The sequence below is a fragment of the Methylophilus aquaticus genome, from assembly GCF_030769565.1.
GTDB classification, from domain to species: domain Bacteria; phylum Pseudomonadota; class Gammaproteobacteria; order Burkholderiales; family Methylophilaceae; genus Methylophilus; species Methylophilus aquaticus.
In genome coordinates, this window is record NZ_JAVCAP010000015.1 from 71,857 (window position 1) to 92,702 (window position 20,846).

20 protein-coding genes and 1 tRNA gene are annotated in these 20,846 nt (G+C 49.3%); 7 read left to right on the top strand and 14 right to left on the bottom strand.

Annotation, left to right across the window (positions count from 1 at the left end; all coding sequences use genetic code 11):
* Positions 1–120 precede the first annotated feature (120 nt).
* Positions 121–543 carry an RNA polymerase-binding protein DksA gene (dksA, locus tag Q9291_RS08410; RefSeq protein ID WP_306389593.1) on the top strand — a complete coding sequence of 141 codons (423 nt, stop codon included), beginning with the start codon at positions 121–123 and terminating at the stop codon, positions 541–543.
* Positions 544–993: 450 nt separating this feature from the next.
* Here the strand turns inward: dksA and pnp are convergent, their stop codons facing one another.
* From pnp to Q9291_RS08425, 3 genes are all read right to left on the bottom strand, one after another.
* Positions 994–3,114 (bottom strand): polyribonucleotide nucleotidyltransferase, encoded by a 2,121-nt coding sequence (gene pnp / locus Q9291_RS08415; RefSeq protein ID WP_306389594.1) that lies wholly within the window; start codon positions 3,112–3,114, stop codon positions 994–996.
* 244 nt (positions 3,115–3,358) lie between these two features.
* Complete coding sequence (gene rpsO, locus Q9291_RS08420) at positions 3,359–3,628, bottom strand: 30S ribosomal protein S15 (protein ID WP_306389595.1); 270 nt, start codon at positions 3,626–3,628, stop codon at positions 3,359–3,361.
* A gap of 184 nt (positions 3,629–3,812) precedes the next feature.
* Entirely contained in the window at positions 3,813–4,712 is a 900-nt protein-coding gene (locus Q9291_RS08425) for a PfkB family carbohydrate kinase (RefSeq protein ID WP_306389596.1), read from the bottom strand.
* 205 nt (positions 4,713–4,917) lie between these two features.
* Here Q9291_RS08425 and Q9291_RS08430 point away from each other — a divergent pair.
* The 3 genes from Q9291_RS08430 (at position 4,918) to Q9291_RS08440 (ending at position 5,620) form a co-directional block, all read left to right on the top strand.
* A tRNA-Phe gene (locus Q9291_RS08430) sits at positions 4,918–4,993 on the top strand.
* Between the two features lie 37 nt (positions 4,994–5,030).
* Positions 5,031–5,348 carry a rhodanese-like domain-containing protein gene (locus Q9291_RS08435; RefSeq protein WP_306389597.1) on the top strand — a complete coding sequence of 106 codons (318 nt, stop codon included), beginning with the start codon at positions 5,031–5,033 and terminating at the stop codon, positions 5,346–5,348.
* A 38-nt stretch (positions 5,349–5,386) separates the two neighbouring features.
* A complete protein-coding gene (locus Q9291_RS08440) occupies positions 5,387–5,620 on the top strand; it encodes a sulfurtransferase TusA family protein (RefSeq protein ID WP_306389598.1) in 234 nt (77 codons plus the stop codon).
* Between the two features lie 74 nt (positions 5,621–5,694).
* Here Q9291_RS08440 and Q9291_RS08445 read toward each other — a convergent pair whose 3' ends face one another.
* Complete coding sequence (locus Q9291_RS08445; RefSeq protein WP_306389599.1) at positions 5,695–6,816, bottom strand: YVTN family beta-propeller repeat protein; 1,122 nt, start codon at positions 6,814–6,816, stop codon at positions 5,695–5,697.
* Between the two features lie 150 nt (positions 6,817–6,966).
* Entirely contained in the window at positions 6,967–8,478 is a 1,512-nt protein-coding gene (ilvA, locus tag Q9291_RS08450; protein ID WP_306389600.1) for a threonine ammonia-lyase, biosynthetic, read from the bottom strand.
* Positions 8,479–8,573: 95 nt separating this feature from the next.
* Here ilvA and rpiA point away from each other — a divergent pair, with 95 nt between their 5' ends.
* Together rpiA and phoU are read left to right on the top strand one after the other, a co-directional pair.
* Positions 8,574–9,236 carry a ribose-5-phosphate isomerase RpiA gene (rpiA, locus tag Q9291_RS08455; protein ID WP_306389613.1) on the top strand — a complete coding sequence of 221 codons (663 nt, stop codon included), beginning with the start codon at positions 8,574–8,576 and terminating at the stop codon, positions 9,234–9,236.
* Between the two features lie 72 nt (positions 9,237–9,308).
* Positions 9,309–10,013, top strand: a complete 705-nt coding sequence (phoU, locus tag Q9291_RS08460) for a phosphate signaling complex protein PhoU (RefSeq protein ID WP_306389601.1) — start codon at positions 9,309–9,311, stop codon at positions 10,011–10,013.
* Between the two features lie 65 nt (positions 10,014–10,078).
* On the opposite strand, the gene Q9291_RS08465 is transcribed toward phoU, so the two are convergent.
* Positions 10,079–10,351 carry an oxidative damage protection protein gene (locus Q9291_RS08465; protein ID WP_306389602.1) on the bottom strand — a complete coding sequence of 91 codons (273 nt, stop codon included), beginning with the start codon at positions 10,349–10,351 and terminating at the stop codon, positions 10,079–10,081.
* A gap of 78 nt (positions 10,352–10,429) precedes the next feature.
* Here Q9291_RS08465 and Q9291_RS08470 point away from each other — a divergent pair, with 78 nt between their 5' ends.
* The gene (locus Q9291_RS08470) at positions 10,430–10,834 is read left to right on the top strand and encodes a diacylglycerol kinase (protein ID WP_306389603.1); all 405 of its coding nucleotides are present in this window, start codon (positions 10,430–10,432) and stop codon (positions 10,832–10,834) included.
* 98 nt (positions 10,835–10,932) lie between these two features.
* Here the strand turns inward: Q9291_RS08470 and Q9291_RS08475 are convergent, their stop codons facing one another.
* From Q9291_RS08475 to rimP, 8 genes are all read right to left on the bottom strand, one after another.
* On the bottom strand, positions 10,933–12,978 hold the full coding sequence (locus Q9291_RS08475; protein ID WP_306389604.1) for a TonB-dependent receptor: 2,046 nt from the start codon (positions 12,976–12,978) through the stop codon (positions 10,933–10,935).
* 86 nt (positions 12,979–13,064) lie between these two features.
* Positions 13,065–13,394 (bottom strand): DUF2946 family protein, encoded by a 330-nt coding sequence (locus tag Q9291_RS08480; protein ID WP_306389605.1) that lies wholly within the window; start codon positions 13,392–13,394, stop codon positions 13,065–13,067.
* Between the two features lie 58 nt (positions 13,395–13,452).
* Positions 13,453–14,487 carry a histone deacetylase family protein gene (locus Q9291_RS08485; protein ID WP_306389606.1) on the bottom strand — a complete coding sequence of 345 codons (1,035 nt, stop codon included), beginning with the start codon at positions 14,485–14,487 and terminating at the stop codon, positions 13,453–13,455.
* A gap of 75 nt (positions 14,488–14,562) precedes the next feature.
* A complete protein-coding gene (gene truB, locus Q9291_RS08490) occupies positions 14,563–15,462 on the bottom strand; it encodes a tRNA pseudouridine(55) synthase TruB (protein WP_306389607.1) in 900 nt (299 codons plus the stop codon).
* A gap of 6 nt (positions 15,463–15,468) precedes the next feature.
* Positions 15,469–15,825 (bottom strand): 30S ribosome-binding factor RbfA, encoded by a 357-nt coding sequence (rbfA, locus tag Q9291_RS08495; protein WP_306389608.1) that lies wholly within the window; start codon positions 15,823–15,825, stop codon positions 15,469–15,471.
* The gene (gene infB, locus Q9291_RS08500) at positions 15,825–18,533 is read right to left on the bottom strand and encodes a translation initiation factor IF-2 (RefSeq protein WP_306389609.1); all 2,709 of its coding nucleotides are present in this window, start codon (positions 18,531–18,533) and stop codon (positions 15,825–15,827) included. The genes rbfA and infB overlap by 1 nt, the downstream gene beginning before the upstream one ends.
* Before the next feature lie 63 nt (positions 18,534–18,596).
* Positions 18,597–20,063 carry a transcription termination factor NusA gene (gene nusA / locus Q9291_RS08505; protein ID WP_306389610.1) on the bottom strand — a complete coding sequence of 489 codons (1,467 nt, stop codon included), beginning with the start codon at positions 20,061–20,063 and terminating at the stop codon, positions 18,597–18,599.
* A 46-nt stretch (positions 20,064–20,109) separates the two neighbouring features.
* Positions 20,110–20,598 carry a ribosome maturation factor RimP gene (gene rimP / locus Q9291_RS08510; RefSeq protein ID WP_306389611.1) on the bottom strand — a complete coding sequence of 163 codons (489 nt, stop codon included), beginning with the start codon at positions 20,596–20,598 and terminating at the stop codon, positions 20,110–20,112.
* Positions 20,599–20,846 lie beyond the last annotated feature (248 nt).

The following is a 20,846-nucleotide window of genomic DNA, read 5'->3' on the forward strand; positions in this document are numbered from 1 at the left end:
CAAAGATGCTTTGCAACACCTGAAAATCGGTGTACACTCGCGCGATTGTTGATTGACGTAATGCAGTAAAAAACGCCCTAGAGGCAAGTACCATCAAGTAGTTCGTCTTTTGGAACCATCATGGCAGATACCGTTAATAAAACCTTCACGCCTTATCAGCCCGCCGCTGATGAGGAATACATGAACAAAAAGCAGCAAGCGCACTTCCGTAAAATACTCAATGACTGGAAGGCTGAACTCAGCCATGACATAGACCGCACGGTACATACCATGCAGGACGAAGTCACCAGTTTTGCCGACCCTAATGATCGTGCAAGCCAAGAGTCCGACATGGCCCTGGAGTTACGCAACCGTGACCGTGAACGTAAACTGATCAAAAAAATCGATGAGACATTACGCAACATCGACAGTGGTGAATATGGCTACTGCGAAGGTTGTGGCATTGAAATTGGCCTAAAACGTCTCGAAGCCAGGCCAACCGCAACGCTCTGCATTGACTGCAAAACCCTGGATGAAATGCGCGAAAAGCAGGTAGCCAAATAAAGTGCTGTTAGTGGTCTTCAGCGCTGATTCCCCTTGAAGAGTAGTCAGCGCTAAAATAAGCTGCTCGGCAGTTCGCAGCCTTGCTTTAAGTGTTTTTACGTTGCGTAAATGACCGCTGCAAACAGATGATACTGTTGTTTGGTCAGTGTAACACCTTGCACCCCTTTTTATAGTAGCCAGATCAAGAGTAGAGAATTGCATTTTGCGATCTGCGTCGTTGCGCGCGAGCATCAAGATGCAGCAGTTATCCAAAACCAAATCCTCCCTCCTGCATTTTGATTAATCCAGGCACATGCAGTTTCGCCCATCTGAAATAAGCACACCTAGCATGGCATAACACAAGAAAACGCCTATATTTGGCAGCCTTAGCGGCTACCTCGCCAGCATAGCGCGTGCAGAAACGCACGCGAAAAAGCCCGCTTACGCGGGCTTTTCAATCACAACTGGAAATTACTCCACTGCTGGTGACTCTGGCTTCGCTGGTGCATCAATCAGGGCTTTCATGCTCAGGCGCACTTTACCTTTGTCATCGATCTCAACCACTTTAACCTTCACAACATCACCCTCTTTAAGGTAGTCGCTGACCGCTTTCACACGCTCATGCGCAATTTGCGAAATGTGTACCAAGCCATCCTTACCTGGCAGCAAAGTAACCACCGCGCCAAAGTCAAGAATCTTGACCACTGGCCCCTCGTAGACCTGACCAATTTCCACATCCGCTGTAATCGCGGCAATACGACGCTGTGCTTCTGCGCCTTCCTCAGCGCTGGTACAGGCGATTTTCACCGTACCGTCATCTTCAATATCAATGCTGGTATTGGTTTCTTTGGTCAATGCCTGAATTACCGCACCGCCTTTACCAATCACATCACGGATTTTGTCCGGGTTGATTTTCATGCTGATAATACGCGGCGCAAACTGCGACATTTCAGTATTCACGCCAGACACGGCACTCTTCATCAGACCCAAAATATGTGCGCGACCTTCTTTGGCTTGTGCCAGCGCAACCTGCATGATCTGCGCAGTAATACCGGTAATTTTGATGTCCATCTGCAAGGCAGTCACGCCTTTATCGGTACCAGCCACTTTAAAGTCCATATCGCCGAGATGATCTTCATCACCCAGAATGTCGGTCAATACAGCCACACGGTTACCTTCTTTAATCAGGCCCATGGCCACGCCTGCAACGTGTGCAGTCAATGGCACACCTGCATCCAGCAGTGACAAGCAGCCACCACATACTGAGGCCATTGAACTGGAACCATTAGATTCCGTAATTTCAGACACTACACGCATGGTGTAATCAAAATCTTCCTTGGCTGGCAGCACGGCTTTTAATGCACGTTTGGCCAGATTGCCATGACCGATTTCACGGCGTTTTGGCGTACCTACACGCCCTGTTTCACCGGTCGCATAGGGAGGCATGTTGTAGTGCAACATAAAGCGGTCTGTGTATTCACCACCCAGTGCATCAATGATTTGCTCGTCACGGCCAGTGCCTAAAGTAGCAACGACCAACGCCTGGGTTTCACCGCGGGTAAACAAGGCAGAACCATGGGTACGTGGCAACACGCCTGTCCGCATGGTGATTGGACGCACGGTGCGTGTATCACGCCCATCAATGCGCGGTTCGCCATTCAAAATTTGACTACGTACGGTTTTGGCTTCCAGTTTGAAGAACTCATCCTTGATGGCGTTAGCCTCCAGCGTCGAAGTTTCTTCTGTAATCAATGCAGACATGACACGTGATTTAATCTCATCCAGCTTGCTGGAACGCTCGCCTTTGGATTTGATTTTAAACGCTTCATTCAGGTCATTTGCAGCCAGCTGTGTCACTTTTTCAACCAATGCAGCATCGGTTTCTGGCGGCGTCCACTCCCAAGCTTCTTTACCGGCTTCGGCAGCCATCTCGTTGATAGCTTTAATGACTGCTTGCATTTGCTCATGACCGAACACCACAGCGCCCAGCATGACCTCTTCAGACAGCTCTTTGGCTTCAGACTCCACCATCATCACAGCTGATTCAGTTGCACCGACCACCAGGTCAAGTGCGGATTCTTTCAACTGTGATGCCGTTGGGTTCAACACATACTCACCATTGATATAGCCGACACGTGCCGCACCCAATGGACCGTAGAAAGGAATGCCTGACAAAGCCAGCGCGGCTGAAGCACCAATCACTGCCGGAATATCAGAGTCAATTTCAGGATCCAGAGACAAAACGGTGGCAACCACTTGCACTTCGTTATAAAAAGCATCCGGAAACAGAGGGCGCAAAGGACGGTCAATCAAACGTGCAGTCAATGTTTCTTTTTCTGAAGGACGGCCTTCACGCTTGAAGAACCCCCCTGGAATACGGCCAGCCGCATAAGTCTTCTCTTGATAATCAACAGTTAACGGGAAGAAATCCTGACCTTGTTTAACCTCACGCTTTGCAGTGACTGCTACCAACACTACGGTATCGCCGTAGCTGACCATCACGGCCGCATCAGCCTGGCGTCCAACTTCACCTATTTCCAATATAAGGGTGTGCGCACCAAACGGGATGCTTTTTTTTGTAATTTCAAACATGTATTTTCCTTTTCTCTACCAAGGCTATTCACTACCCAATAGCCAGTCTCAATTATGATTGTGGTGACTTCCATCAACACGCTGTGCGGGTTTCCAACACAACGCACTCACAGAAGCCACCGCGTACACTCCAATTGCCTGTGACAACGCCTGGAGTTTAAAGCAAAAAAGCCGAGGCAATCACCATGCCGTCGGCTTTTATCATTGTTAAAAGTGTGTCAGTCGCTGAAGCACTTTTAACCAATTATTTACGCAATCCCAGACGCTCAATCAATGTTTGGTAACGGCTAACATCTTTACGCTTGAGGTAATCCAGCAGGCTACGACGTTGACTCACCAATGCAAGCAAACCACGACGTGAGTGGTTGTCTTTTTTGTTTGATTTGAAGTGTTCTGTCAGGTATGTAATACGGTTTGTCAGCAAAGCAACCTGCACTTCAGGGCTTGCTGTGTCATTGGCGCTGCGTTGAAACTCTTTAATGATTTTTGCGCTTTGTTCTGCGGTAACAGCCATCTTTATCTATCCTTTAGTTAGCGTCAATGCCGTGCAGCCAAACAACCTATTTACTTGACCGCTGCGACATTCAATTTACTTGAACCAAGCATTATAGAGATAAAGCGATTGCTTGCAAAGCGATTTTTATCCATAACCATCTGTTTTTCTTGATTTTTATCTTCCATACATCAAAAATCACACGCTATGCCACGCGCATAAAGTCACGATAAAAAGCCTTGTCTGCAGGCACTGCACCACGCTCACTGCAGATTGCCGCAGAAAAATCAGCTGCCTGCGCCAACACCTCTGACCGAGCAGCCCCCGCCAGCAACCCTCGCATGACAATCGCACTGTAGGCATCTCCAGCACCCACACTGTCCACAAATGGCCGTCGCAGCCTAGCGACAGGTGCATGCAGTACCAGACCGGCGTTGTTGACCCAAAAACTGCCCGCCTCCCCGCAGGTTACAAATACTTCATTGAGTTTAAATGCATCGATGAGTTGACGCGCAGCGACTTCCAGATCCTCGCTCCCGACCAGCCCGGCCAAATTGCACACAATCGGTAATTCTTCGTGATTAATTTTTAATACATCTGCCGCCTGTAAAGCCATCAGCACGCTGGCATGGCTATACCATGGCGCACGCAGATTGATATCACAGAACACAGGACAATCCAGTTGCCGCAGCCAGGAGGCAACCACCTGCTGCATCGGCGCATGCCGCATCACCAGCGACCCAATGTAAGCCAGGTCGGCATGAAACCGCTGCAATACCGGCCGTATTGCCGACAGCGACAAGGCGTCATAAGCTTGCGCATCGAGAATTTCAAAGCGATGCCCACCCTGCTCAAAATGCACCACCACCTGCCCGGTGGGTAAGTCCGGTATTGTTTGCACACCGCGTGTTGACAGGCCCCAAGCTCGCATTTCGTGCAAGATGCGCTCGCCCAATACATCCTCACCCACTGCACTCAGCAGCTGCACCCCCACCCCCAGGGCATGACAATGCCTGGCAACATTATAAGGCGCCCCACCTATGATAGTTTGCTCGGGAAACACATCGCCGAGCACCTCACCCAAAATCATTACTGATGCATCCATCACCATCCTCCTGCATGAATCTTCGACCTGACACTACTAGCAGCCAGCACACCGCCCACATTTGAAGCCACCGCAGCCACTCCAAGCACCCTTCGGACCGCACCGGAGTCAGCATATCAGGATTTTTTTTATCTTTTGTGTGCATTCCAGAATAACTTTGCTATAATGCGCGTCTTGCAATTCGGCACTGGCCTGAATTGTAGTCGGCCAGATAGCTCAGTCGGTAGAGCAGAGGATTGAAAATCCTCGTGTCGGCAGTTCGATTCTGCCTCTGGCCACCATCTTTTTTCTGCGTACTTCATTTCCTGGGTTCTGTTAATGTCTCTAAAACACTTGACACCGGATGATCTGCTCCCCCTGCTCAACGATCAAGACGTCATGCTGATCGACATCCGAAACGACCATGAACTTGTATCCGGCATTTTACCCGGCGCAATGCATCTGCCCTTAGGCAATCTTGCCGCATCCCTGGACCAGCTTCCACAAGATAAAAAACTGGTATTTTACTGCCGAAGTGGTGTACGCTCGATTTCAGCAGGTGAATTCGCCCTTTCGCAAGGACGGCAGGATGTTTCCCATCTGGCGGGCGGCATTCTGGCATGGGCCAATGCCGGACACTCCATCATCGCAGCCTAGCAAGCTTTTAAAACATCGTATTTGCAGGAATCGCCGACATGAATATAGATAAAGAGCTGGATGCGCGCAACTTGAACTGCCCACTACCGATATTGCGCTGTAAAAAAGCACTCAACGAGCTCAATAGCGAACAAATCCTGAAAATCATGGCAACCGACCCTGGCTCGAAAAAAGATTTTGATGCCTTTTGCAGACAAACCGGGCATACGCTACTTGAAATGCAGGAAACAGAGGGCGTCTTTACCTTCTGGATTCGCAAACGCAGCGCCTAGCTACATGATTAGCCGATGAACACCACAGAAAACAAAGCCCGCAAATGCGGGCTTTGTTTTAGCGCCCAGAATACTTACCTGGCATTTTCCAGACTGCCCATGGCTTTCGGGAAAGTCACCACACCCCAAGGCATGTTTTTCACCTCGATTTGCTTGGTCACCTCCAGCTTGTCTGCATCAATCACAAACACGGCATCTGATTTGCCGCATGCCAGCAAAATTTGCTTATTGTCAGGGGTAAAGCTGAAATGCCAGCAACGATTCCCCGTAGACACCTCTTTCACCTTATCAAAAGATATGGCATCAAATACTTGCAATAGTTTAGCTTTATTTGTCGCGACAAAAATTTTGTCACCTTGCGCATTGAAAGCAATGCCATAAGGGGTTTCAGCGGTATCCACTGTACGCAACACATTGAAATCCTTATCCATCACCAAAAACTTGTTACCGTATTCGAGGGTGGCAAGATAAGTCTTCCCATCTGGAGACACTTTAATCCCGCGCGGCCTGTCGCCATACTCATGCGTCGAAATTGTTTTCACCAGCGCACCGGTCTCAATATCATGTACGGTTACCGTATTATCCGCTTCGTTAGTGATGACCAGTTGCTTGCCGTCTTTTGAAAACTCAATGCCTTCAGTTTCGGGTCCACCGGTAATTTCGCGCACCTTTTCACCTTTGGCTAAATCCACCACTGCAATTTTGGCCGGGATTTTTTCATCGTCATCATCATCGTCTTCCTCATGACTCTCGCCTGGCTTGGGTGGCGGACCACCTTTTGAGCTGGGTTCGGACGACACAAAGGCAAAATTCCCACTGACACGCACAAATTCGGGATTCTTACCTACATTGATTTGCTGAATCACTTCACCTGTTGCGGTATCGATGACTGAAATACTTTCGTTTTCCTTGGTGGCCACAATCAATTTTTTTCCGTCGTCGGTGACAGCCAATCCACGGGGACCCTCAGCCTTAACGTCGAACTGCTTGGTCACTTCCATCGTTGCCAAATCAATCACATTGACACCCGCATCCTGGGTGGAGACATAAGCAAGCCCGCTGGCAACCGCTGTTTCCGCAGGGGCAGCCACATCCACTGCGGCTTCTTCATTTTTTTGGCAAGCGGATAAGCCTGCCAGCATAACCATCCATAAAACACTTGTGCGCGTTTGACGCGCCAACGTTGAATTCAACATGCATAATCTCCGTGATCTTTTTTAATAATTGAATAGTAACACCAGCAAAAATCGTACTAGACAGCGTAGTCCAAATTGTTGAGTAAAATCAATGCGTAAAATCATGCGCAAGCACACAACGGCTGCAATCAACCACCAACATGGCTGCAATCAACCCAAAAACAATCGATAAGCCGGGTTCTGGCTTTCATCCCAGAACGGGTAACCCAATTGTTTAAGAAAGCGCTCAAACGCGGTTTTATCTTCGGGCGGCACTTGCATACCTACCAGCACGCGGCCAAAATCCGCGCCATGATTGCGGTAATGAAACAAACTGATGTTCCAATTGTGACCCATGGATTCTAAAAAGTTCATCAGGGCACCCGGTTTTTCCGGAAACTCAAATCGATAGACCACTTCATTTTGCGCCTGCGGGGCATGGCCGCCCACCAGATGGCGCAGATGCAGCTTGGCCATTTCATTGTCACTCAGATCAATGGTGGGCAACCCTTCAGCCCCCAGTGTTTTCACAATGGTGGCAGCCTCCGCGGGACTCTGTACAGCCACCCCGACAAAAATATGCGCCTGCTTGTGATCAGCAAAGCGATAATTGAACTCGGTGATATTGCGATTACCCAGCAAGCGACAAAACGCTTTAAATGCACCCGGGGTTTCCGGAATGGTCACCGCAAAGACGGCTTCCCGATGCTCGCCCAATTCAGCACGCTCAGCAATAAACCGCAAGCGGTCAAAATTCATGTTGGCGCCAGAAGCGACTGCCACCATGGTCTTGCCTTGCAGGCCGTGCTGCGTCACGTAGGCTTTCAAACCAGCAACTGCGAGCGCGCCAGCGGGCTCTAAAATACTGCGGGTGTCTTCAAATACATCTTTGATCGCCGCACAAATGGCATCGTTATCGACCACCAGCATTTCATCAACATACTGCTGCACCAGCGCAAAGGTGTGCTCGCCCACTTGTTTGACGGCCGCGCCATCTGCAAACAGCCCCACTTGCTCTAACATCACGCGCTCCCCTTTTCTGAGAGAGTCTGTCATAGCCTCGGCATCCTTGGCCTCTACGCCAATCACTTTAATCTCGGGCCGCACCGCCTTGATATAAGCAGCAATACCAGCCAGCAAACCACCGCCACCCACGCAACAAAACACGGCCTCGATGGGTCCGGGGTGGTCTTGCAAAACTTCCATAGCAATGGTGCCTTGCCCGGCAATCACATCCGGGTCATCGTAAGGATGAACAAAGGTCAAGCCCTCACTGCGCTCCAACTTCAACGCATGCAGGTAAGCATCGGAATAACTATCCCCAAACAATACGACCTCTGCACCGCGCGCCTTGACCGCATTTACTTTAATCGCCGGCGTAGTAGTCGGCATTACAATCACTGCCCGGCAACCCATTTTCTGTGCACTGAGCGCAACCCCTTGGGCATGATTGCCCGCACTGGCACAGATCACACCACGTTGCAAAGCCTCTTGAGGCAAATGGGCCATTTTGTTGTATGCCCCACGCAGCTTGAATGAAAATACAGGTTGCATATCCTCGCGCTTGAGCAATACCTGATTGCCAAGTCGCGCAGAAAGATTGGGCATCACGTCCAATGACGTATGTTTGGCCACAGCATAGACTTTGGAATGCTCGATTTTTTCGCGATAGTTGATGGTCATGAAAAGCTTTATGGTTTTAAAACCGCGATGTTGCGGTGTATGATAGAGAATTGTTTGTATTATAAAGAATTAATCAAGGATTTAAGCACATGGCAATGGATAAAGCACAACAAGATGCACTGAAACTACAAGTCGCACAAGCAGCAATTACTTATGTTAAAGAGGGCATTATCGGCGTTGGTACCGGCTCTACCGCAAACTTTTTTATTGATGAACTGGCCAAAGTGAAACACAAAATTAACGGTGCCGTTGCCAGTTCAGAAGCTACAGCACAGCGTTTGCGCAACCATGGCATTGAAGTATTTGACTTGAACAGCGTAGACAGCCTGGATATTTATGTCGATGGCGCGGATGAAATTACCGAACATATGCACATGCTTAAAGGCGGTGGCGGCGCGTTAACCCGTGAAAAAATCGTGGCGGCGGTTGCCAAGTCGTTTATCTGCATCTGTGACGAAAGTAAGTTTGTTCCAGTGCTGGGCAAATTCCCGCTGCCGGTAGAAGTGTTGCCAATGGCACGCAGCCATGTCGCGCGTGAGCTGGTCAAACTTGGGGGACAGCCCCAACTGCGTGACTTTACAACAGACAATGGCAACCTGATTCTGGATGTGCATGGTTTGACTATCAGCGATCCGGTGGCGATGGAAGCCAAAATCAACCAGATTGTCGGCGTAGTGACCAACGGGCTGTTTGCAGCGCGTCCGGCCAATGTGTTACTACTGGCAACACCAGAGGGTGTAAAAACCCTTAAAAAATAATTGCCCAACCATCATCTGGTTGTCACATTGGGCTGCTAGCCTTGTCCGGCACAATATTTAGGAAAATTTGTCATGCAATTTGAACACACCTCTAAACAATATGATGTTGAGCTGGAATCCGTTCGCGCCAAAGTGTTGGAAATGGGCGGCCTGGTTGAGCAGCAAATTGTTAACGCTCTGGAAGCACTGACCAGTGCCGATGTGAATTTGGCCAAAGACGTCATGGAACGTGACACTCGGGTAAATGCGCTTGAGGTGCAGGTAGATGAAGATTGCAGTCATATCATTGCACGTCGCCAGCCAGCAGCCCGTGATTTGCGCATGATTATGATGATGGTGAAAACCATTACCGATCTGGAGCGAATTGGTGATGAGGCAACAAAAATTGCACGTACTGCACAACGCATTTACGAGCAAGACCGCATGTACAAACCGCGCTTTAATGAAATCAAAACCATGGTAGGGATTGTCCGTGAAATGCTGCGCACATCGCTGGATTCATTTGCGCGTCTTGATGTGAGCCAGACGTTGGAAGTGGCTAAACAAGACGAGCAAGTGGATGAGCAGTTTCGTGCAGCCATGCGCCAATTGATCACATTCATGCTCGAAGATCCACGCACAATCTCTATGTCACTGGAGGTGTTATTTGTGGCCAAGGCCGTTGAACGGATTGGTGATCATGCCAAGAATATTTCAGAATATGTAGTCTACATGGTCAAAGGCAAAGATATTCGCCATACCAGCCTGCAAGACATTGCACGCGAAACACAGTCGTGAAGCACTCTGCAAAACAAAAAGCACTCAGGTTGAGTGCTTTTTTATTGGGCAATATTGTTTCTGAATCAGCTGGCTGGCGGTACATAGCCAGTGGCCACATCTGCGCCATCCCCAAAAAAATATTTTTCAGTTTGCTCGGACAAGTACTTTCTGGCAGAAGGATCTGCCAGGCTCAGCCGATTTTCATTGACCAGCATGGTTTGTTGCTTGAGCCAACCCGCCCAGGCTTCTTTTGAAACATGCATATAGATTTTCTTACCCAACTCACCGGGATAAGGCGGAAAATCCATGCCTTCCAGTTCTTTGCCCAATTTCACGCATTGCACCGTTCTTGCCATGTTCATCCTCATTACACTGCTAAAAGCGCTATCATAGCGCATGTTAAAATCTGATGTAGACTTTTAAAGATAAATCCTATGCAAAACAACCCTCAAGATCACTCCACGCCGCATCAGGAAAGCCCATTTAAGGGAAAAACCGGCATTCGTCGATTAATGAATGCCTTTGGTTATTCCATGGATGGATTTAAAGCCGCTTATCAACATGAAGATGCCTTCAGGCAGGAAGTGTGGCTGTCATTATTCCTGATTCCATTGGCTTTTTACCTTGAAGCAGAAGCACTGCACCGCATTCTTATGATAGGGAGTGTGTTACTGGTCATGATTGTGGAACTACTCAATTCCGCAGTTGAAGCTGTAGTCGACCGCGTCTCGATTGAACGCCACGCTTTGGCCAAGCGCGCTAAAGATATTGGCAGTGCGGCAGTATTACTGGCACTGATTAATCTTGCAACAGTTTGGTCATTAATTCTGCTGGGATAATACGTGTCGCAATGCAATAGAGTAGTAGCCCTGTGAATTTTTCTGCATATAACAGGCAGGCAGCATAACTACCAGCCTGTTATAAGACGCATGTAAATTTAAAAGTCAGCTCTGGCACCCACCAATATAGAGCGTGCGCCAGCCGGAGAGATGTCTTTCAGGAAAGAGGCATGCTCACGAATCTCCTCATTTAGAAGGTTATTCGCCTTGGCAAACAGCTCAACATGCACACGCGTTGGCAGCTTATAAGCGAGTAATGCGCTCAAGTTGGTGTAGGCATTGGTTTTGAGTTCTTCACTGGCCACATCATTTTGCTTGAAGGCATGCAATACGTCCACACGGGCATTCCATCCACCCAAACGGTAATCCAGCCCTCCACCAATACGCAAAGGTGAGATACGTGGCAAGTAATCATTGTTACGGGTGTCTTTAGCATGGACATAATCACCGCGAAGTTTAAGTACCCACTCGTCATTCAAGGCAAACTTACCTTCCATTTCGAGGCCTTTAAACAAAGCAGGCACCGCCTGAAAATTGGCAATTGGCAAACCGGAAACCGCATCAGTGGTGCCGCTATTGAACAAGCCAATAAAATTTTGAAAGCGGGTAGCATACGCGCCGAGTGTCAGGCTGTGTCCTCCCGACTTCCATTTAAGTTGCGCATCCACGCCATTGGACACTTCTTTGTTCAAGTTTTGATTACCGACTTCAAACTGGCCAGTGGCCACATGCTCGCCATTGGCGTACAACTCAAAGTAACTGGGCGCACGCTCGTTGTGCGAGAGATTGCTGGTAACACTCCAATTATCGTTGATGTTATACAAGCCGCCTAACGCAAAGCTGTTTGGATTAAAACGACTGTTATTGGCTTGTGTAAATTTGTCATCTGCATGTGCGTCGACGGTAGTTTCACCCAAACGCCCGCCAAATGTGATCTTGTGTTTGTCGATGGCATATTCTTCGTACACATACAAACCTTGATCCTGCGTGGTCACACTTGGTACAAATGCTTCCTCACCCAGCGCTTGGAAGCGGGTATTCTGGAATTGATAGCCCAGCACCCCATTCAGACCAGCCAATGGTACATGCGTGGCTTCCAGACTCCCTTGCATGCCTCGATTTTTGAAGGTGGTTGATGGATCGCCATTTTCTAGTTCTACATGCTGGTAATCGGTATGCGCCATGCGAAGTTTGATTTTCTGCAGCGGCCCTTTCAGGTCTCGAATTTCACCTGCAAGCTCGGTACGTTTATTTTCCATATCAATCCGTACATCATCCTCGGCCACCGTGCCATAGTTATTGTTGGTACTGGCATAAGACAATCCTAGATAGCCTTTATCAAAAGTCCAGGCAGCACCCAAAGCACCTCCGTTAGATAGCGCATCACTGTTATTTTGCTTGCCATCGCCCTTGCTGTCTCGGGGCGTCCCGTCTGCCTGACTCTTGCGCTTGGAAACAGCATAGCCGGGGATGCTTAAATTGCTGGTTTCGCGCGAGAAAATATCTGCATGGATGGCAAACGTGCCATTACCAACATCAACCACCGCCGCGCCATTACGGGTGTTCTCTGGCCCACCAAAACGGGTTTCGGCACGCCCTGTATAACCGTCCAGTGACTCTTTTGGAATTCGGTGATCAATGGCATTGACCACACCGCCCATGGCACTGCCTCCGTATAGCAAGGCCGCTGGACCACGCACCACGTCAATTTGCTCAATAATCAGCGGATCAATTGCCACCGCATGGTCAAAACTGAGTGATGAAGCATCAAGCACACCGACACCGTTTTGCATAATCCGTACCCGCTCGGCATCCAGGCCACGAATAACCGGTCGCGAAGCATTAGGTCCAAACTGGGTAGCCGTCACGCCAGGGATACCATTCAGGGTTTCCCCCAAAGTGCTTTGTCTGCGCAAACTGAGTTCACGACCGCCGAGCACGGAGACTGGCACCACCATATCATCCGAGCTCACCCCAAGCGGGTTACCGGTAACGGGTACATTATCAATATCGAGTGTCGAGGAAGGCTCAGCCCATACATTCGCAACTGGCAAACTCAAGGCGGCCATTAAAGCAAGCCAGACAGGCTTGTGCTTAAACACACCACGCACTGGTGCATTCATTAATCGTTTGTTGTTCATCATTTCATCCATGCAAGATCAGGTCAGCCCCCGCAAGGGACCGACAACATCAACGTCGCACGCACACGAGGTTTAACGTAGCGTGGGCGTCACTTAAGTACAATCAGGCGTGGAAAGCAGGGGGGGGCGCGTGCAGCATAGGCTGTCTGCACAGCAGGGAGGATAGTGGAGGCCAGTGTGCCATAAGCAATATCGGATGCTGTAATCGCATGAAAAACGAGTGCCGCGGCAGGCAATGCGCCAACTGCATGGGCAAAACTCAGACACAGGGTACAAGTCTCATTCCCGTGCTGTTTTTTATCCGGTTGAGACTGCTGTGTCTGGTCGTTATAGTGGCTGATTTCATGCGTGACAATGCCTGCTTGCGAGAGCGCAAACAGTACTGCCATCACCACATAAAGATAAAGCCGCTTTAACATATTGAATATATTAACATAATGGATGCAGGCGCTAAACCATGCGGATGATTAACTTTTATTAATTCGTCAATGTAGTCAATATGGCTTCTACTGCCTGTGCATTGTTGGCTGGCACATACCCACCTTCAAGTACCCACACCATGCGACCTTGCGCATACCGATTGGCGAGGACCTGAATATGGTTGGCGATGGCAGCATACGCTGCATCGCTATAACGCAATTGGCCCAGGTAATCGCCTGTGTGTGCATCCAGGCCAGCTGAAACAATGATCAGTTCTGGCCTGAAGTTTTGCATGGCAGGCACCAACTGCTGTTGCCAAGCATTTAATAAGCGGTCTGCACTGGATCCAGCCGGCACTTGAATATTCATGGTTGTGCCCAAGCCGACCCCCTCTCCGCGTTCATTGCCGAGCCCGGTTCCGGGATATAAAGGATGTTGATGCGCACTGAAATAAAATACGCTTTGATCGGCATCAAAAATAGCCTGCGTACCGTTTCCGTGGTGCACATCAATATCCACAATCAGCACATGGCGCACACCATATTGCTGTTGCGCATAACGCGCAGCCACCGCCACATGATTATAAATACAAAACCCCATGCCGCGATTGGCAGTGGCGTGATGCCCTGGTGGCCTCACCAGGGCAAAAGCTGCCTTTGACTGTTGCTGCATCACCGCATCCACACCCGCCAAAGCAGCCCCGGTCGCCAGTTTTGCAACGGCCAGTGACCCTTGCGAAATCACAGTATCGCCAGTGCTTAATGTGAGGTATTGGCCGGGGAGGAGCGTAGCATGTGCTGCCTCAAGTTGAGCCAAATATTCCGGCGTATGCACACGCAACAAATCTGCCTCAGTTGCTGGATGAACTATTGGCCAACGTAGGTGATGGTTTAATAATGGATGCTGTTGCAGATGTGTGACGATATGACTTAAACGCGCAGCATTTTCAGGATGGCCTGGTCCGACATCATGACTGAGCAGGCGGGCGTCATATACCATGGTAACGGGCAACCGTTCGGCGGCCGTTGTTGTACACGGCGTGACAGCCCAGCACAACATACTTAACAAATACGCGCGTACACTGTTGCGCATATCATGCTCCCCAGTGAAGATGAGGAAACTAGCTTACATCAATACACCACCATCATGCCATGGCTGCAGGCAAGCCTAGAGATTGACCACCCGCTTTGGGGCGATGCGTCCGTCACTTTGCTGTACGCCTAATCCTAAAAACAAGCCCTGCTCACTGTAAATACGTAACTCGCCTGCAGGAATGATACCTGACAGCCAGACAGGATTGCCCTGCTTGAAATAATAAGCAGCGTCCGCGTGTAATTCCAGTTTGGGCAAGCCGTGAATCGCGGTATCGACAGGCAGCAATAAAGCATCTCTGTCTTCAACTGACATGGTCTCCAGTGACTCGATAGTCACCGTATCCGCAATCTGATAGGTCGCCGTTGCCGTCCGCTGCAAGCCCACCAGATGGGCGCCAACTTGCAAGGCATGGCCGATATCTTCTGCCAGGGTACGAATATAGGTGCCTTTGCTGCAGGTCACACGAATTTCTGCAATATTGTCTCGGCAGGACAGCACCGCGATCTCATGAATATGCACTTGTCGCGGCGCACGGGTCAACTCGACGCCTGCACGCGCATATTCATACAGGGGCTTGCCCTCGAATTTAAGAGCAGAATACATGGGAGGAATTTGCGTAATCTCGCCCTGAAAGGCAGGCAATATCTGCGTTATCGCGTCAAATGTCACATGACAGGCAGTCTCACTGAGCACTGCACCCTCTTTGTCACCCGTGCTGGTAGTCATACCAAACTTCACAGAGGCAACATAGGTTTTATTTTCATCAGTGAGGGTTTGTGCGAACTTGGTCGCTTCACCAAAACAAATGGGCAACACACCGGTCGCTAACGGATCCAGTGTGCCGGTATGACCCGCTTTCTGGGCCTGATACAGCCACTTTACTTTTTGCAGGGCCTGATTGGATGAAAAACCATAAGGTTTATCCAACAGCAACACGCCGTGAACGGCGCGTTTGATGCGTTTGATTTGCATGGCAGATTAAGATTGCGGCGGGGTATCGATCAAGGCTTGATCAATCAGTTTGTCCATTTTCATGCCGCGATCAATGGATTCGTCATAGACAAAGTGTAACTGTGGCACAGTACGCAACAACATCCGCTTGCCTAACTGCGAACGCAAATAGCCTGCAGCAGCTTCCAAACCAGCCTGCATGCCTTTGCTCGCCTTGGCTGCGGTATAAAACACTTTGGCATGGGCCATATCCCCAGCCACTTCTACCGCAGTCAGCGTTATCATTTTAACGCGCGGGTCTTTCACTTCAAACATCAGCAAATCCGCCAACTCCCGCTGGATTTGTTCAGAGACCCGGTCGTTACGTGAGAATGCTTTAGCCATTACAAGGAACGTGCCACTTCGACAACTTCATACACTTCAAGAATATCGCCAACTTCAATTTCATTGTAATTTTTCAGTGATAAACCGCATTCGAAGTTATTTTTGACTTCTTTGACATCATCTTTGAAGCGTTTCAGGGAGTCCAGCTCGCCAGTATGGATAATCACGTTATTACGCAACAGACGTACTTTAGAGTTACGTTTAACCATGCCGTCCTGCACATAACAACCCGCAATTGAACCCACTTTAGAAATCTTGAATACTTCACGGATTTCTACAGTACCAATCATCTGCTCTTTATGTTCCGGTGCCAGCATGCCACTTAAGGCCGCTTTAATCTCATCTACCGCCTCATAAATGATGTTGTAGTAACGCAAGTCAACGCCCAGGTTTTCGACCAGTTTACGTGCACCGGTATCGGCACGCACGTTAAAGCCGATCAATACTGCGCTGGAAGCCGCGGCCAAGTTAACGTCCGATTCACTGACCGCACCGACGCCGGTATGAATAATATTGACGCGGACTTCGCTGGTAGACAGTTTTTGCAAACTGGTTGCCAACGCCTCGTAAGAACCTTGCACATCAGATTTGATAATCAGGTTGAGCGTTTGTACTTCACCCTCGGCCATTTGCTCAAACATGTTTTCCAGTTTGGCGGCCTGTTGTTTCGCCAACTTGACGTCACGGAATTTGCCTTGACGGAACAGGGCAATTTCACGCGCTTTACGCTCGTCGTTCAGCACGATCACTTCTTCGCCGGCACTTGGCACATCGGACAGGCCTAATACCTCGACTGGAATGGATGGCCCCGCTTCTTTGATATCCTCGCCATTTTCATCCAGCATGGCCCGTACTCGACCAAACGCAGTCCCGGCCAGGACCATATCGCCTCGGCGTAACACGCCGGACTGCACCAGAACGGTGGTCACAGGACCACGGCCTTTATCCAAACGGCCTTCAATCACCAGCCCTTTGGCAGGGGTGTTTTTCGGCGCCTGTAATTCTAATACTTCCGCTTGCAACAGAATCGCTTCCAGCAGCTCGTCAATGCCCTTACCTGTTTTGGCTGAGACCTCACGGAACATCACTTCGCCGCCGTACTCTTCAGGCACCACTTCGTGACTCACCAGTTCGCTCTTCACGCGCTCAGGTTGTGCTTCAGGTTTATCCACCTTGTTGATGGCCACCACGATAGGCACATTACCGGCCTTGGCATGGTGAATCGCCTCAATCGTTTGCGGCATCACGCCGTCATCGGCTGAGACCACCAGAATCACAATATCGGTGGCCTTGGCACCACGGGCACGCATGGCGGTAAACGCCTCATGGCCCGGGGTATCCAGAAAAGTCACCATACCGCGTGGCGTTTCCACATGGTATGCGCCAATATGCTGCGTAATCCCGCCAGCTTCCCCTGAAGCAACACGACTGCGACGGATATAATCCAGCAAGGAAGTTTTACCATGATCCACATGGCCCATGACTGTTACGACTGGCGGACGCGCATCCATTACAGCTTCAACCGACTCGGTTTCCTCGAGGAAACTCTCTGGATCGTTGGCAGCAGCAGCCTGTGCTTTATGGCCCATTTCTTCCACCAGGATGATCGCCGTATCCTGATCTAACACTTGGTTAATAGTGACCATCATGCCCATTTTCATCAGCGCTTTAATCACTTCGGCCGCTTTCACAGACATTTTATGCGCCAGATCAGCGACAGAAATGGTTTCTGGCACCATGATTTCTTTGATAATGGGCTCGGTAGGCGCACTAAATGCATGCTGCTCGTCCTTACTGGACTTGTGGTGCTTACCTTTTGGCGTGCGCCAGCCTTGGGCAGCGCCCCCTGGAGCGTCACCACGTGTTTTCAGGCCACGTTTCTTGTTTTCGTTGTCATTCCAGTCACGATTATCCGTTTTGGCTTTTTTGTCTTTGTTCTCTGGCTTTTCAACAACTTTGTTCGCTGGTTTGTGTAAAGTACCTTCAGACAACTTGGTAGGCGCTACTTTATTTTTAGCTGCTTCCGCCTCAGCCACACGTTTGGCCTCTTCTTCAGCACGACGCTGTACCAAAGCCTGCTTGCGTTTCACATCTTCAGCCTGCATGGCAGACAACATGGCTGCACGCTTGGCCTCCTGCTCACGTAACGCAATCTCTTCTACGCTGATGACAGGTTTTTTAATGGTGGTGGACGGGGTAGGTGCGGGGGTAACGACTTCTTTAACGACTGGCGGCTCAACAATGACAGGTGCCACTTCAACAGGCACTTCAATTTCCATAGGGGCTATTTCCACTACCGGCTCTGGCTCTACTTCAGGCGCAGTAACAACCTGTGGTTCCTCTACTGGCTCAACAGCTAACACTTCTTCCGGAATCAACGCAGACTCTTTGGCTACATCAAAAGTATCTTCTGAGCGCTCCAAAACGCGTTTTTTACGGACCTCAACCTGGATGGTACGAGCCTTGCCGCTACTGTCCAGTTTCTTGATTTCAGTATTCTGTTTGCGGGTCAGGGTAATTTTGTTTTTGGGGGCGTCACTGGCGCCATGCTCTTTGCGTAAATATTCCAACAGAGCAGCCTTGTCACCTTCCGCCAAAAAGTCATCCGCAGACGTTTTATTGACGCCTGCGCTTTTTAATTGCTCGATAAGCAGGGTCGTGGGAAGACCCAGTTCTGCGGCAAATTGTGCTACGGTAGAAAGTGCCATGTACTGCTCCAGTTCAATTCTTTATTATCTATTTACAATGCATGCATAGGTGCGGTCCGGCCATTATTTAAACCAGGGAGCACGCGCAGTGACAATCAACGCTTTTGCCCGCTCTTCGTCCATACCTGTCAACTCAACCAACTCATCAACTGCCAGCTCTGCGAGGTCTTCACTGGTGTGAATACCCTTGCCTGATAATTGATGTGCGGTTTCTGCATCCATGCCATCCAGCGACATTAAATCGTGTGTATCTTCTTCGACCTGCTCTTCTTTGGCAATCGCTTCAGTCAACAATGCTGCACGCGCACGTGAACGCAACTCATTAATCGTATCTTCATCAAAGGCCTGAATTTCAGCCATTTCTGTAATCGGTACGTAAGCGATTTCTTCCAGTGTACTAAACCCTTCTTCCACCAGAATGTCAGCCACTTCTTCATCTACATCCAGCTTCTCTATAAACAGCTGGCTGATCTTGGCATACTCATCCTGACTCTTTTGCGCCGCAGCTTCTTCAGTCAGAATATTCAAATTCCAGCCAGTCAGCTCTGAAGCCAAGCGCACATTTTGACCATTACGACCAATGGCCACTGCCAGCTGCTCTTCATTCACCACCACATCCATGCTGTGCGCATCTTCATCAACAACGATAGATGTCACTTCTGCCGGTGCCAGCGCATTAATCACAAACTGTGCAGGATCCATACTCCACAGGACAATATCTACACGCTCACCGCCCAATTCGGAGGTGACTGCCTGTACACGCGAACCACGCATACCCACGCAAGTACCCACAGGATCCAAACGCTGATCATTGGTTTTAACTGCAATTTTGGAGCGTAAACCAGGATCACGTGCTGCTGAACGGATTTCCAGCAAACCTTCTTCGATTTCTGGCACTTCCAATTCAAACAAACGCTTGAGAAACTCTGGCGCCACACGTGACAAAATCAGTTGTGGACCACGGCCACCGCGATCAACACGAGACAAGTAAGCACGTACACGATCACCCACGCGCAAATTCTCTTTTGCAATCATCGATTCACGTGGCAGCAAACACTCAATGCGGCCCACCTCAATAATGGCATTGCCTTTTTCCATGCGCTTGATAACGCCTGTCACCAAACTTTCGCCACGACCCAGAAAATCCTGAATCATTTGCTCGCGCTCAGCTTCGCGCACCTTTTGCAAAATCACCTGCTTGGCAGCCTGTGCACCAATCCGGCCAAATGAAATGGACTCGAGAGGCTCTTCACAGTAGTCACCAATCTGGCGACCCTCGGCACGCGCATCTTCATCATCAAACTGGTAAGCAGAGCTTTCAAGCAAGTCATATTCAACATACTGCCAGCGTCTAAACGTTTTATAATCGCCGGTTTCACGGTCAATTTCGACGCGAATATCTGCACCTTCTTCATGATTCTTCTTGGTAGCAGAGGCCAACGCCAATTCCAATGCGGTAAAGATCACCTCTTTAGTCACATTTTTCTCATGCGCTAGCGCATCAACCAGTAATAACAATTCACGACTCATCGTAATCTCCAACTCACCGTACAGACAGCTTTACAGCCATAACCATTTAATCAAAAACCGGACTCAGTCGGGCTTTATCTATATTCTCGAGCGCCAGTCGATATTGCCATCCATCACAGTCCAGCAATACCTGCCCAGCCTCAACCCCTTGCAGAACGCCAAGAAATGTTTTTCTTGGCAATGTTGTTTCAGTGGCTTTAGGACCGTCATCCTTAATACCATTACGCAGCTTGACCTGCACGCGCTCACCTGTAAAGCGGACAAAATCCTTTTCTTTACGCAAGACACGGTCCAGACCTGCTGAAGAAACCTCTAACCGGTCATAATCGATATCAAGCTCGACTGTCAGCACATTCCCCAGCTGATTGCTGACCAGTACGCAATCATCAATATTTACACTGTCTTTGTTGTCTTTAGGCATCAACTTATCAATAAATACGCGTAACAATTTGCCACGATTAGCAGTTTCAAAATCCACCAAATCGTAGCCCAATTGCGTCACGGTTTTCTCAACCACCGAATACAAATCGCGCATAAGACACCTCAACCAACAAAACACGTTTCGTGCGTTAAAAACAAAAAATGGGCGCAAAGCCCATCTTAATGCATCTATTATACCCAAAAAACCCTTTAATTCAAAGCGCAAAGGTATCCCTGAGAGGTATTAGATAGCCATTAAAAACAAAACCCCATCCGGTTGGATGGGGTTTTTAAATAAGGAGTTTGGGGATGACCTACTTTCGCATACGAAGAGTACACTATCATTGGCGCAAGTTCGTTTCA